General features: G+C 42.6%; 11 protein-coding genes and 1 tRNA gene. 4 read left to right on the top strand and 8 right to left on the bottom strand.

The annotated features are described in order from the left end of the window. Positions 1 to 89: 89 nt before the first annotated feature. A tRNA-Arg gene (locus GD631_RS21870) sits at positions 90 to 162 on the top strand. A gap of 57 nt (positions 163 to 219) precedes the next feature. Here GD631_RS21870 and GD631_RS21865 read toward each other — a convergent pair. The 4 genes from GD631_RS21865 to GD631_RS21850 form a co-directional block, all read right to left on the bottom strand. Continuing rightward, positions 220 to 636 carry a hypothetical protein gene (locus tag GD631_RS21865; protein WP_143257794.1) on the bottom strand — a complete coding sequence of 139 codons (417 nt, stop codon included), beginning with the start codon at positions 634 to 636 and terminating at the stop codon, positions 220 to 222. A gap of 547 nt (positions 637 to 1,183) precedes the next feature. Further along, on the bottom strand, positions 1,184 to 4,036 hold the full coding sequence (locus tag GD631_RS21860; RefSeq protein ID WP_143257795.1) for a bifunctional fucokinase/fucose-1-phosphate guanylyltransferase: 2,853 nt from the start codon (positions 4,034 to 4,036) through the stop codon (positions 1,184 to 1,186). A 122-nt stretch (positions 4,037 to 4,158) separates the two neighbouring features. Then, positions 4,159 to 4,842: an inorganic diphosphatase gene (locus GD631_RS21855; protein ID WP_143257796.1), complete on the bottom strand. Its 684-nt coding sequence runs from the start codon at positions 4,840 to 4,842 to the stop codon at positions 4,159 to 4,161. Between the two features lie 37 nt (positions 4,843 to 4,879). Further along, positions 4,880 to 5,689 (bottom strand): hypothetical protein, encoded by an 810-nt coding sequence (locus GD631_RS21850; protein ID WP_008024965.1) that lies wholly within the window; start codon positions 5,687 to 5,689, stop codon positions 4,880 to 4,882. A 247-nt stretch (positions 5,690 to 5,936) separates the two neighbouring features. On the opposite strand from GD631_RS21850, the gene GD631_RS21845 reads away from it, so the two are divergent. Next, positions 5,937 to 6,443 carry a DUF5035 domain-containing protein gene (locus GD631_RS21845; RefSeq protein WP_143257797.1) on the top strand — a complete coding sequence of 169 codons (507 nt, stop codon included), beginning with the start codon at positions 5,937 to 5,939 and terminating at the stop codon, positions 6,441 to 6,443. Positions 6,444 to 6,600: 157 nt separating this feature from the next. On the opposite strand, the gene GD631_RS21840 is transcribed toward GD631_RS21845, so the two are convergent. Genes GD631_RS21840 through lysS form a run of 3 tightly spaced genes read right to left on the bottom strand, consistent with a single transcriptional unit; the run spans position 6,601 to position 10,706 of the window. Further along, positions 6,601 to 7,938: a glucose-6-phosphate isomerase gene (locus GD631_RS21840; RefSeq protein ID WP_143257798.1), complete on the bottom strand. Its 1,338-nt coding sequence runs from the start codon at positions 7,936 to 7,938 to the stop codon at positions 6,601 to 6,603. Positions 7,939 to 7,956: 18 nt separating this feature from the next. Beyond that, positions 7,957 to 8,952, bottom strand: coding sequence for an NAD(P)H-dependent glycerol-3-phosphate dehydrogenase (locus GD631_RS21835; protein WP_143257986.1), 996 nt, complete (start codon positions 8,950 to 8,952; stop codon positions 7,957 to 7,959). A 26-nt stretch (positions 8,953 to 8,978) separates the two neighbouring features. Next, positions 8,979 to 10,706, bottom strand: coding sequence for a lysine--tRNA ligase (lysS, locus tag GD631_RS21830; RefSeq protein WP_143257799.1), 1,728 nt, complete (start codon positions 10,704 to 10,706; stop codon positions 8,979 to 8,981). 105 nt (positions 10,707 to 10,811) lie between these two features. Between lysS and GD631_RS21825 the strand changes: the two genes are divergently transcribed. Further along, positions 10,812 to 12,173 carry an MATE family efflux transporter gene (locus tag GD631_RS21825; RefSeq protein WP_143257800.1) on the top strand — a complete coding sequence of 454 codons (1,362 nt, stop codon included), beginning with the start codon at positions 10,812 to 10,814 and terminating at the stop codon, positions 12,171 to 12,173. 10 nt (positions 12,174 to 12,183) lie between these two features. After that, entirely contained in the window at positions 12,184 to 12,933 is a 750-nt protein-coding gene (locus tag GD631_RS21820; protein ID WP_143257801.1) for a hypothetical protein, read from the top strand. A gap of 152 nt (positions 12,934 to 13,085) precedes the next feature. Here GD631_RS21820 and GD631_RS21815 read toward each other — a convergent pair whose 3' ends face one another. Then, entirely contained in the window at positions 13,086 to 13,520 is a 435-nt protein-coding gene (locus GD631_RS21815; protein WP_143257802.1) for a DUF6078 family protein, read from the bottom strand. Between the last annotated feature and the right edge of the window lie 185 nt (positions 13,521 to 13,705).

Genomic DNA, 13,705 nt, shown 5'->3' with positions numbered 1-13,705 from the left:
GGGAAGTACCTTAAGAACTATAAAAAAAGAAGAATCATTAGGAAGATGAGAAGATTTTTTATACTTTTGTCCTCGCATTTAGAAAGAATGGCCCCGTAGCTTAGTGAATAGAGCGTCAGATTCCGGTTCTGAAGGTCGTGCGTTTGAATCGCACCGGGGTCACAGATGAAAACCGCAATTACTGGCAGAGAGAGTAATTGCGGTTTTTTTATTATCTATTTATTCTTCTTTCGGATGGGAAGTGCAAACTAGCTGCTTGTCAGCGTTATCCGGGTTGTTATCATCATAGAAATTCCAGTTTCTTTCCAATCTTTTGGCTACATCAATTTTTTCTGTATAATAGTGATATTCGTTCTTTGCTACGTCAAGAATACCGTAAGTAAGAATATCCTTCTCTTTTCCTTCTTTATCTATATAGACGCTTTTTACTAATAATATTTTGTATTTTCCATCTTCCCGAACACAGTATTCTTTATTGGCTTCCAATGTATATGTGCCGGAAACATCTGTCATATTGGAGGCAGCAGCGTCCATTTCTACAACAATTTGTTTGGGCTCTCCGGTAGTCGGAGTGTCTTTGGAGTCGTCATTGCAGGCAAACAACAAAACAACGGATAATAATTTAAGTAATTTCATCTTTGTATTTTTATTGGTTTTTGATTCTTTTTCCTAGTCTGAATGTGTTTAATCAAAATTGTCAATTATGCAAATGTACAATTTTCACATGATATAAAAACAGTAATAGATAAAATCTTGTGTTCCATGTCGTTATTTGTAGTTGTATAAATTAATCTAAAGAGAATGAAAAGTTGTTTTAGGTGATTAAATACTCGTGGAAAATACTAACTTTGTAACGATGAAGAAGTAAAAAAATGATGTTGATATAGTGTATTTATAGCTTTCCGGAAGTAGATATCTGACGATAAATTATATTAATCCCATAAATATAAATTAGAATGGAAGAAGCTAGAAAAAAGAAATGGGCTAGTGTAGCGCTGATTATTGGAGCTATTGGTTTTATCATTATTGTGATTTACTTTACAGTTATTTCAAGTCTCAACATGTAAAACAGATCATTATGGCATTGAAAAATTGAAGCTTGGACATTTCGTTTGAATTTGTCCAAGCTTGTTTTTTTGTGGCTCCGGATGAGATTGACCGGTAATCTGACAATGCCTCTTCTTTAGCTTCTTGAAACCTGAAGTCCTTTGTCAGAAAGAGTCATTTCTACAAAACGGGCACGTGGGTTGGGAGCTTGTTCTGTCAGTATCCGTCGGATTTGTCCGGCTGCTTGAGGGTCTTTGGCTACCATATATAAATAACCGCCGCCGCCTGCGCCGGGGAGTTTGTATCCCAGGGTGTAATCTTTGATTTTCTCGATAATGGCTGCTACTGCCGGAGGATTGGTTCCGCAATCTAATGCTTGGTTTTGTATCCAGGTTTTGCCGACCAAACGACCGAAACTATCGAAATTGCTGCGCAAAATAGCTTCACTCATATCCATTGCATGGGCTTTCATTTCGGTCAGCAAACTTAGGTGCGGTCCGGAATTGAGGAACATGGAACTGACGATTTCCGCCAGAATACTTTTGGCAGTACGGGTAATTCCTGTATAATATAACAGATGGCAGTCGCGGTAGTCGGGATGAACAAAGAGTTGGTCGGGCAACCAGCGTACTAATGGATTCTGTTCGAAACCAGCTTCGGATTGCAGCAGCTTAATGCCGGAGAAGACACCTCCATATTGATCCTGCCAGCCTCCTCCTGTGGTCAGTAATTGTTCCAGTACTAATGTGTAACTACATATATCATTCTTATCCCAAGCCAGTCCGCAGAAATCATTGATTGCTCCGAGCACGGTGGAGGCCAGGATAGAACTGGTGCCTAAACCCGAGCCGGCAGGAATAGCAGCCAACAGGGTAATTTCGATTCCTGAACCGAAGGCTTCCAGCTGTTTGGCTAAAGAAGGATAGGATTCTGTAGAGAACACCGGTGCGAAGCCTGCCAACGTAAGGGCGGCTTTCGGGATGGAAAATGGAGAACCCACCTTTTTGTAATCTTGCAGTTCCTCGTAATTTCGTATCACTTCCATTGCGCCCATGTCGATGGAACGAAGGGTAATCTGATATTCCTTGCAAGGTTTCACATATACTTGTAGTGGCGGTTGACCGTTCAGTTCGATGGCAAGATTGACAACACTCCCTCCTGAATAAAGAGAGTAAGGAGGAGTGTCCGTCCATCCTCCTGCCACATCAATACGTACAGGGCTGCGGCCCCATACAATCTGATCGGAATAAACATTGAGTATGGGATGACTTTTACGTTCGTTCATCACTCCCAATAAACCGTCGCGAAGTAGTTGGAAGGCTGCCTGTTCTTCTTTTGCGCAATCTTTGTCTTCACGTAGTTTCATGATGCGTGCGCGAAGCATTCGGTTGTGTATCCGTAGCATGGGTGCGGCATCTTCTTGCAGGATATCGGGAGTATCCAAATTGAAATGTACAAATTCGTTTGCGGCATCCAGTAAGTCAAGTTGATAGAATACGCTTTTTTCATAATTAGCCGCCAGTCCTTTCCAGTTCTCTTTACGGAAAGCGTTGCGCTGTTCATAAAGACGCTTGAGGTTGGCGCCTGCCGAGATTTCGTCGGCAGAAAGTTTCTCTGCTTTCAGCCAAAGTTTTTTCCCTTCTTCCAGTTGGGGTTCCGATGTCATCCAGCGCACTAATATGCCTAAATCTTCAACAGAAGTTACTTTGGGGAAGATAGATGCTGATTGTAAATCATCGGTGCGTCCTTTTATATCCTCCCAGATGATTCCTCTTTCTTCCATCCAGTGGGTAAAAGGAATATTTAGATAGGTAGTCGTTGATTTGTCCAACGCTCCTTTGAACACATCATCCAATCCATACGGACGTGCAACAAAGTCATTGTCGCCAATAGGGATAATGTCGATGCAGACTCCATCCGGCAGGTTGATGTTCCATTGGTTTTCGGGAACTCCTGTTATTATTTGGCGGGAACCCAGTTTCCAGCCTTTTCCCACATGACTATTCTCAATCCATAAGTTAGCATTGTCTGCAGAAAGGGAAACTTGTGTGATAGAGTTCTGGATAAAGATAGCCGGATTCGGTTTTACTTTCCGGTGCATGATCCTTCTTTGATCGCGTACCTTGTCTTGTATGGCTAAAGTAGAAGAAATCAGTTCATGGCTTGTGCCATAATGATAGAATTCTCCACCGGGCAAAGGTAATATGGCTACGGATAACTGATTGATTTCTTCATCTTCCGTTTTGGGATGCTCTCCCAAAGCCAAGCCGTAGTCCGAGTATAAGTCATAATAATTAATATCATTGGTTCCTTCTTTTAATGACCGTTTCATCAATACTTCGATGGCGCGGTCACTCAAAATCCAGATACCGATGTCCATCAGGAAAAGATGAGTTTTCGATAATCCTTCCAACTCTTCAAGAGAAGGTTTCTGTAACATGAAGTCGAGAACCTCCGGCTTTTTCCGGTCGGAAACAAATACACCATGATGGGTTGCCAATGAAGGATTCACCCATAAGCCGTAGCATACTACGTCTGCATTCGGAATATCTTGAAGTGGCTTTTCCGAACGGATATATACATCTCCGCTTGCGATCAGCGTATTCAGACCGGCCGGAGCCTGATTCATAATCCTTTCATAGAGTGGGAGCTGCAATGATAATAGATTCTGTCCCAGTTTTTGCCCTCTTTCCCAACTGAAGATAGGGATTGGAGTCAATATTTTGCCGGAAGGTCCGTAGCTGGGCAGGCGACGGCTTTGTCCGCCTGCATGGAGCAATATTCTTTTTTCATTTCCTATCCAGTTGCTGAAAGATTCTTGCGGCGCGAATGCCTGATGGCAGGCCTGCAGTAACCACGTCGTTCCGCCGCCGGAGCCTAGTTTGCTCCCTATGGGGTCTGATGTACAAAACCAATCGGTATGGTTGACTTCTTCCAGTTCGTGGAAGCAATGGATCAAATTGGGTGGTAAGGATAATAACTTTTGCATAGTAGAATCTGCGTTGGCTTAGATGGAATCTAAGTGAATTAAACTCCCGTAAAAATACGATTTATATTCTTGCTTTTCAATGTTTTTCTCCTGTTTTGAAGAATAAATTATCTTTTCAGCTTTTAGGTGTTCTTTTCAAACAGCGTATCCCAATGGTCGCTTAGTGCTTGCATGGATGGCAGTAGCAGATCGGCTCCGGCATCCAGCAATACTTGTCCGTCCAAAGGACCTGTATTTACGGCTATTGTAAAGATACCCGCATTGTGTCCGGCTTCCACTCCTAACGGGGCATTTTCTACTACGATGGCTTCATCAGCTTTAAGTCCGCCTTTTTTCAATGCCATCAGATACGGTTCGGGATTGGGCTTACCATATTTTACATCGAACGCTGTAACCATCAATTCTTTACGAAACATTCCCGGATAGTTGTGTTCCAACCGTTCGAGCAGGGATAGTTGGCCGGAACCAGTGACCACCATCGGAACCAGTCCATCCTTTTTCACTTTTTGTAGCAACTCCCATGCACCGGGCATACGTTTTGCTTCGGGATACGAATTGAACAAAACACTTTTCTCCTGATAGATACTTTCTATTTCTTCCTGGGTAGCTTCTCTGCCCAGTTCACGTTGGAAAACAATATTAATAGTGGAGGCTCCTGTCCGTCCTTCGTGCATATATGCTTCTTCGCGGCTAAGAGTGAGTCCGTGAGATTTCATTACTGTATGCCAGGCTTCCGAATGATAGGGCATAGAGTCAAAAAGTACGCCGTCCATGTCAAACAGGACGGCTTTCAGTTTCTTTTTCATACTTTGGTACGTTGCAGAATCTTTTTAAGATGATATTTTATTTTTCTATAAGCATTTTCTTCAGATCAGACAGAGGAATAATCACATCGTATTGCTGACCGGATTCCTTGCCGATATATCTGTAAGCTATGCTTTTATTGTTATCTACGCAGGTTTTGATGAATATCTGGGTGGCCGGATCGGTCTGACTTGCCAGTGTTGATACAATACCCTCTTTCACTTCTGCTGCGTTTTCTTCAATCTGGCTGATGGGACACAATTCTTCGTCCACACTGCATATATAAACAACCGATTCGCCTATGACCTCGATTTTTTCGACAATGACTTCTTCGCTGGCTTGCATCGGGAATTGCAGGTTCGCCATTTTCAGTTGCGCTTCAAGCTTTGTTTGTCCGCTTTGTGCCGGGTCGGCATTTGTATTAATCACTTCTTTCAGCTCTTCAGCGGTAAGTTCGCAAACCGCTTGTTCGCCCGACTTATTCCCTACAAATATCATGTGTAATCCGGAATTGCATTTTGCCATCAACTTGAGCATCTCTTTTACATCTGCTGCCGGATTTTGAAACATCATTGTGATAGATGATTTCATGCTTTCCGGATTGTCTTTCAATATCTTTATATTGGTAATCTCTTCGTTCATGTTCAGCGTGTACACTACGTTATTCCCGTCGTAGATGATGCTGGTGATCGTACCGACTGCTCCCATGTCTATCGGACACTGTTTGTTGGCTACTCCGATCACTGTCTTGAGTTTGGCTTCCTGGCAACCGGTCATTACGAGCATTAGCAATGATATGCTACATAATAATATGAATCCACTGGATTTCTTTAATAAATTTCCTGTCATTTTATTTGTTCTTTTTAGTTTGATTCGCTTAATCTACAGTTGTATACGAGGCAAAGATAACGATAAAAAACGAGAGATAAGTTAGAACGGGAAGATAGTTTAGTGATTACTTGCCATGTGGTATGTACTGCCAACTCTTGTCGTGTAGACTGTTCGGCACTACTGAATTGCGGCGTATTACTTGTATAATTATTTGTTGTTTAGAAGAATATGTGTATTTTTGTAACGTTATAAACTCGACGATAGCATGAAAAAGAGAGTATTATTGTTGCTACCATTGTTTTTAGGCGCCTGTTCTGATAGCGGGGAAAGTCCTGTTATCAAGATAGAAAAGCTTTATGCAAAGGTCGAATCGGATAGTGAAAGTTCCGGTTCCGGTGAAAAAGATTATGCAAATCAGAGGGATGAGCTTCCGGCCTTGAAGGAGGGAGACAAAGTGAAAGCCTTTCTGCTTTTGGATGGAAATGGGGCAGAACTGAAAACTTTTAAACTTGAGAATGATGGTGAAGTGGATACTAAACTCTTTTATGAGAAAACAGAAGTATCTACAGAGGGAAACCTGACAGATGTAGAAAAAGGACAGCTTCGTTTTAAGGATGGTGTGGCAAAAGCTAAAATTATGGTGATTGCGACTATCAAACAAGTAGATAAGAACGGCGATGTAAAATTAGAGTTCTATCTTTCTTCCAAAGCCGAATGTGAAGGAGCACAGGAAGAAATCGGCTTAAAGACGAAAGTCGAAGATGAAAAGTAAAAATGGTGCGCTGTAAACGGTACAACGGATAATAAACGGTGCAATCGGAAACTGCAACCAATAGAATATAATAATGAACGGTGAACAAATCCATGCATATAGCATAGTTGTTCACCGTTCATTGTTTATAGTTTACCGTTTATAAAAACGTTCTTAATTACAGTTTTGCACGGATTGCTTTAGATTCTTCTTCATACCCCGGTTTGTCAAGCAACGCAAACATATTCTTTTTGTATGCTTCCACACCCGGTTGGTTGAATGGATTCACGCCCAGCAAGTAACCGCTGATACCGCAAGCCTTTTCGAAGAAATAGAGCAGACCACCGATATTGTATTCGCTTAATTCCGGAAGTACGATACGCATATTAGGTACGCCACCGTCTACGTGAGCCAGCTGTGTGCCCAATTCGGCCATCTTGTTCACTTCATCCACACGTTTGCCGGCTAAGAAATTCAAACCGTCCAGATTCGCTTCGTCAGAAGGAACTTCCAGTTTGTGGTTAACCTTCTCTACTGAAATCACCGTTTCAAAGATAGAACGTTCGCCTTCCTGAATCCATTGACCCATTGAGTGGAGGTCTGTTGAGAAATCTACTGATGCAGGGAAGATACCTTTATTGTCTTTTCCTTCAGATTCTCCGTAAAGCTGTTTCCACCATTCGCTTACATAGTGCAATTTTGGGCAGAAGTTAACGAGGATTTCGATCTTCTTTCCGTTTCTGTACAGTTCGTTACGGGTAGCAGCGTAGATAGCGGCAGGGTTTTCGGCAAATGCAACGTCCGAGCCACATGCTTTTTCCATGTCGGCAGCACCGGCAACCAGTTTTTCGATATCGAATCCGGCAACAGCAATCGGCAGCAAACCAACCGGAGTCAATACAGAGAAGCGTCCGCCTACGTTATCGGGGATGATGAATGTTTTGTATCCTTCCTTGTCGGCTGTAACGCGTGCGGCACCTTTCTTGGCATCCGTCACAGCAACGATTACTTTCTTTGCTGTTTCTTTGCCGCGCTGATCTTCACATTGTTTTTTCAGCAAGCGGAAAGCGAGAGCTGTTTCAGTAGTAGTTCCTGATTTAGAGATATTGATGACACCGAATTTCTTGTCTTTCAGATATTCAGCCAGTTCATACAGATAATCTTCGCTGATATTGTGTCCTGCATAGATCATGACAGGAGCTGTTTTCTTTTCCTGCAACCAGGTGAAGCTGTTAGACAAAGCTTCGATGACGGCACGGGCACCCAGATAGCTACCACCGATACCGGCTACGACTACTACTTCGCAATTGTCTCTTAATACTTTTGCAGTAGCGTTCAGGTCGGCCAGGTGTTCTTTAGTGATAGAAGAAGGCAAATGCAACCATCCTAAAAAGTCGTTACCTTTGCCTGTACCTTTTTCAAGCATTTCCTGTGCGGCTTTTACTTCAGCTTCGTAAGCAAAAACCTTTTCTTTGGAGATGAATCCAAATGTCTTTTCAATGTTTAAACTAATCATATCGTTCTTGTTTAAAGATTATCTAAAAGAGTCAGTCAGCAATTTAATCTCGATCATTGGTGAGATACGTTCGTACAGAATGTTGTACACTGCGTCCAGTATCGGCATATTGACATGATGATGCTTATTGATTTCTTTGATACATTTCGTACCATAGTAACCTTCCGCAATCATTTCCATTTCAATTTGCGCACTCTTCACGGAATACCCTTTACCTATCATCGTTCCGAAAGTTCGGTTACGGCTGAAGTTGGAGTAACCGGTCACCAATAAATCCCCCAGATAAACAGATTCATCCACGTTTCTGTTCAACGGATGCACCGTATTTAAGAAACGGTTCATCTCCTGAATGGCGTTGGAGATCAATACAGCCTGGAAGTTGTCGCCATATTTCAGGCCGCTACAGATACCGGCAGCGATGGCATATACGTTTTTGAGTACCGAACTGTATTCGATACCCGCTACGTCATCACTGACTGATGTTTTGATGAAGCTGCTTCCCAGACGACGTGCGAAGATACGTGCTTTGTCTTTGTCAGGGCAGGCGATAGTCAGGTAGGAGAGGCGTTCCAAGGCCACCTCTTCTGCGTGGCAGGGACCTGCAAGGACTGCTATATTTTCTGGTGGTACACCATATTCTTTTGTGAAGTATTCCGATACAATAACGTTGTCATCGGGTACGATTCCTTTGATAGCGGTGATGATAAACTTATCTTTAATCTTGGTTTTCAGCTTTTTCAGATGTGCCTTCAGATAAGGAGAAGGAGTGACGAAGATCAGCGTATCCGATTCTTTCACCACATCGTTGATGTTGGAACTGAACGTGATGCGTTTTGTATCGAATTTCACTCCTGTCAGATAAGCCGGATTGTGCCCTAATCGTTTAAAATCGGCAATGCGGTCGTCTCGCCGCATATACCAATTGATTGAGTCTTCCTGGGCCAGACACATCTTTGCGATGGCTGTAGCCCAACTTCCTCCGCCCATTATCGCTATCTTGCCGGGTAATTTCATTTGTATGGATTTGGATGAAGAACTTATTAAATTTTCTGTATCCACTCAGTTACGTCGTTTACCGACGGATTGGTCAGTTCTAATTTATATTTCTTGTTAATGCCGCAGATGTCCTGGTGCAACTTCTGCGGATTGACATCTTTCATGTCAGCTACAGTGTTGTAACCGGCTTTTTGGATCACCGGAACCCAGTCTTCTGCGATTCCCAATTCCATATATTTGGCGGCAGCGTCTTTTTTCACTACTTTTTCCGGACGCATTTGCGGGAAGAATAATACTTCCTGAATAGTGGTCTGTCCGGTCATTAACATCACTAGGCGGTCGATACCGATACCGATACCCGATGTAGGAGGCATACCATATTGTAAAGCCCGCAAGAAGTCCTGATCGATAATCATCGCCTCGTCATCTCCCTTGTCGGCCAAACGCATCTGCTCTTTGAAACGTTCTTCCTGATCCAACGGGTCATTCAATTCCGAGTAAGCATTAGCCAGCTCTTTACCGTTCACCATTAATTCGAAACGTTCGGTCAGTCCCGGTTTAGAACGGTGCATCTTGGTCAGCGGAGACATTTCAACCGGATAATCGGTGATAAAAGTCGGCTGGATATACGTACCTTCACAGAATTCTCCGAAGATTTCATCAATCAGCTTGCCTTTACCCATTGTCTCGTCGATTTCCTCCATTTTCAGTTCCTTGCAAACTTGGCGGATTTCTTCTTCGCTCTTGCCGTTCAGGTCGTATCCTGTCTTTTCTTTGATAGCATCCAGGATAGGCAGGCGGCGGTAAGGAGCTTTGAAACTGATCGTTTTTCCGTCAACAACGCTTTCCGTACAGCCGTTTACAGCGATACAGATACGTTCCAGCAGTTTTTCGGTGAAATTCATCATCCAGTTGTAATCCTTGTACTGAACATAAAGTTCCATACAGGTAAATTCCGGATTGTGAGTTTTATCCATACCCTCGTTACGGAAGTTCTTACCTATTTCATATACACCTTCAAAACCACCTACGATCAGTCGCTTCAGATAAAGCTCCGTTGCGATGCGCAGGTAAAGGTCCATATCCAGTGAGTTATGGTGAGTGATGAACGGGCGTGCGCTGGCTCCACCGGCAATAGATTGCAGGATAGGAGTTTCCACTTCCGTGTAGCCAGCCTCATCCAAGACATTGCGCAAAGTTTTCACTACAGTGGCGCGTTTCAGGAATGTTTCTTTGATGCCGTCGTTTACTACCAGGTCAACATAGCGTTGGCGATAACGGAGTTCGGGATCTTCAAAAGAGTCGTAAGCTACTCCGTCTTTGTACTTAACGATTGGCAACGGTTTGATAGACTTTGCAAGTACAGTCAGTTTCTTTGCATGGATACTGATTTCACCCATTTGTGTGCGGAACACGAAACCTTCGATACCGATAAAGTCACCTAAGTCGAGCAGGCGTTTGAATACAGCGTTGTACAGTTCCTTGTCTTCTCCCGGACAGATATCATCCCGGGTGATGTACACCTGGATGCGACCTTTAGAGTCCTGCAATTCAACGAAAGATGCTTTACCCATCACGCGGCGGCTCATGATACGGCCGGCTACGGAAACCTGGCGTGGTTCTTCGTCGTCTTTAAATTCAGCTTTAATATCTGTAGAGAAAGCATTGGTTACATACTCTGCTGCAGGGTATGGATCAATACCCATTGCACGAAGCTCATTCAGACTGTTACGTCGAATAATTTCCTGTTCACTTAGTTCTAATATATTCATTTCGTTACGTATTAACTCAATTTTGTGGGCAAAAATACGAAACTTTTCTCATATATCCTGTAATCCGTCTCTTTTTTGTATCTTTGCACCCTCAAACTAATAGGTATGACAGGACAAAAGACACCCACTGCGTTGGGTACGGAAAAGATTGGAAAGCTTTTAATGCAGTATGCCATTCCGGCAATTATCGCCATGACGGCGTCTTCTCTTTATAATATGGTAGATAGTATTTTCATTGGTCACGGAGTAGGGGCGATGGCTATCTCCGGGTTAGCATTAACCTTTCCGCTAATGAATCTTGCCGCGGCTTTCGGCTCTCTGGTCGGTGTAGGTGCGGCTACATTGGTTTCGGTGAAATTGGGACAGAAAGATTACGATACCGCACAGCGGGTACTTGGCAATGTACTGGTATTGAATATTATCATCGGGCTTGCCTTTACAGTCGTCACATTGTTGTTTCTCGACCCTATTCTTTATTTCTTCGGTGGTAGTGATGCTACGGTAGGTTATGCCCGCGATTATATGGTCGTTATCTTACTGGGTAATGTTGTCACCCACCTTTATTTAGGTCTGAATGCCGTACTTCGTTCGGCGGGACATCCGCAGAAGGCGATGTATGCCACGATTGCTACGGTTGTGATTAACACGATACTCGACCCTGTTTTTATTTATGGCTTCGGTTGGGGAATACAAGGAGCGGCAATCGCTACCATTACTGCACAGGTTATCGCATTGGCGTGGCAGTTCAAGCTATTCTCTAATAAAGAAGAACTGTTGCATTTCCATAAAGGAATTTTCCGGTTAAAGAAGAAAATAGTGTTTGACTCTTTGGCCATTGGTATGGCACCATTTCTGATGAATCTGGCAGCTTGTTTTATCGTGATTTTGATTAATAAGGGACTGAAACAGTATGGAGGTGATTTAGCTATTGGAGCTTTCGGAATTGTCAACCGCCTGGTGTTCCTTTTTGTCATGATTGTAATGGGATTGAATCAGGGTATGCAGCCTATTGCCGGGTATAACTATGGTGCCAGGCAATATTCCCGTGTGACGAAAGTCTTGAAAATTACGATTTATGTAGCCACCCTTATCACTACTATCGGTTTCTTGATGGGGATGCTGATACCTGATTTGGCAGTTTCTATTTTCACCACAGATGAAGAACTGGTTCGTATTTCTGCTAAAGGACTGCGTATTGTGGTCATGTTCTTTCCCATTGTCGGTTTTCAGATGGTGACTTCCAACTTTTTTCAGAGTATAGGTATGGCAAGCAAGGCTATATTCTTGTCTGTCTCCCGTCAGGTTCTAATTCTGATACCTTGTCTGCTGATCCTTCCACACTTTTACGGACAACTAGGAGTTTGGATCAGTATGCCGATTTCCGACCTGATAGCAAGTATGATTGCCGGAACGATGCTTTGGTATCAGTTTCGCCAGTTCTCATTATCGAGTGATTTAAAACATTAAAAAAGAAAATATGATAACTTCACAAATGTCCTACGAGGAATTGGCGAATGAGGTAGCAAAGGACTACATGGACGTGAGCATAATCATGCGAAAAAAAATGCTGGATGCTCTAAAATATTTCCGCAGGCAAAGCAAATTTCCGATGTTTCTTTTCTCTACAGTCACTTCACCCAGGAAGAACAAATGGATTTTGATATTCTTCGCCAAGAGTAAGCGACGTTTGAAACAGTATGTTGATAGCTTTCTTGTTTGCGTCAGAGAAACAGATCATGGTAAGTATGTTTATCGATACGATTTACCGGCTAAAGAAGGCTCTCTCCCCGGTGTGACTTTTTATCCACCTCATTTTTTTAGCAGATATGCTCTGCGGATGGGATTGGAACTCACCGGAGAGGATTTGATAAAAAGATATTTTAAAACGAACACTGCCATGCACTATAATGCCGATCATTTATTCTTGAGTGAAGAAGAAATGAAAGATTTACTGAATCCTGTGTGGTACACTAGTCCGGATGGTATCTCGCTCGGGTCGGCTATGATGGTGTCCGGCATGGAACTTTTTATCTGCAAGACTTTCGTTCCCTGGAATATGTGTAAAAAAGATCAACTGATAACATGTGGAAAAGAGGAAATGTTTCGATTGCAAGAAGATCTTGCGCTGGATACTCATGAGGAGGACGTTGTGAGTCAATCAGAGAATCTTAAGATTGTTCAAGAGTTTGCACGAATGATATTGGAACTTATAGAGAAGGCCGGTTAAATTCTCAACTATACTCACGCCTATGAGAAAAAATACTCATACCTATGAGAAAATATTCCCATTAGTATGAGTATTTTTTCTCATAGGCGTGAGAATTACCCATTGTCAGAATGCCTGGAAACGGCAACCTTATAGCATTTCTGATAAAAGCCTTACCAATCGAATAAATCGATATATTTGTCGAATTCAGGTTTGTTTTCGATACCATGTTTTAGAAAGACAGCGGCAATTTGCCTTTGTTCTTCTGGATGTAGCATCCGTTCTTTGTTGCGGATGCGATAAAACATACTGCGCCCCATCAAAGAATATAATTCTTTGCGGATGGTGACAGCTGTAGAATATGGTATGTTGTCCAATATATGGTCTATTCCGCAAGCAAAGCGTGAAGTGCAGTATGGATTGAAAAAGCTACAGTTATTCTCGTTTCCTATTATGTGGTTGGGATTAACTGTCCGGAAATCAGGAACGTTTTGCGGTATACAGAGCGTAGCTTGATAGCGTAGGCATTGATTGCGGCGCGGACATTTGCTGTGGGTACAGTATAAATAATTCTTAGGGATGTCGTTAAAGTCAATTTTTTTGTTCATGATTCTCGGTGCTTTTATGGTTTGCTGTTGTTTTCATTTTCTATTAGTATTCTGTTTGCAAGAGCAAAGGTAGCAATTGTTTTGGTAATAAAACTTTTTTGTTATATGAATTGGCGGCATTGGTGCTTTATTTTGTTGCCTGCAATGTCTTCTATTCTATTTCTACAGGAGAATCAGTAGAGAAA

The sequence above is a fragment of the Bacteroides luhongzhouii genome, assembly GCF_009193295.2.
Classification (GTDB): Bacteria; Bacteroidota; Bacteroidia; order Bacteroidales; family Bacteroidaceae; genus Bacteroides; species Bacteroides luhongzhouii.
This window is presented reverse-complemented; position numbering and strand designations above follow the sequence as displayed.

Bases quoted from the DNA above. Each gene is read 5' to 3' on its own strand.
- lysS (WP_143257799.1), bottom strand. From the start codon at position 10,706: ATGAATATATTAGAACTAAGTGAACAGGAAATTATTCGACGTAACAGT.
- GD631_RS21835 (WP_143257986.1), bottom strand. From the start codon at position 8,952: ATGAAATTACCCGGCAAGATAGCGATAATGGGCGGAGGAAGTTGGGCT.
- GD631_RS21840 (WP_143257798.1), bottom strand. From the start codon at position 7,938: ATGATTAGTTTAAACATTGAAAAGACATTTGGATTCATCTCCAAAGAA.
- GD631_RS21845 (WP_143257797.1), top strand. From the start codon at position 5,937: ATGAAAAAGAGAGTATTATTGTTGCTACCATTGTTTTTAGGCGCCTGT.
- GD631_RS21860 (WP_143257795.1), bottom strand. From the start codon at position 4,036: ATGCAAAAGTTATTATCCTTACCACCCAATTTGATCCATTGCTTCCAC.
- GD631_RS21850 (WP_008024965.1), bottom strand. From the start codon at position 5,689: ATGACAGGAAATTTATTAAAGAAATCCAGTGGATTCATATTATTATGT.
- GD631_RS21855 (WP_143257796.1), bottom strand. From the start codon at position 4,842: ATGAAAAAGAAACTGAAAGCCGTCCTGTTTGACATGGACGGCGTACTT.
- GD631_RS21815 (WP_143257802.1), bottom strand. From the start codon at position 13,520: ATGAACAAAAAAATTGACTTTAACGACATCCCTAAGAATTATTTATAC.
- GD631_RS21825 (WP_143257800.1), top strand. From the start codon at position 10,812: ATGACAGGACAAAAGACACCCACTGCGTTGGGTACGGAAAAGATTGGA.
- GD631_RS21820 (WP_143257801.1), top strand. From the start codon at position 12,184: ATGATAACTTCACAAATGTCCTACGAGGAATTGGCGAATGAGGTAGCA.
- GD631_RS21865 (WP_143257794.1), bottom strand. From the start codon at position 636: ATGAAATTACTTAAATTATTATCCGTTGTTTTGTTGTTTGCCTGCAAT.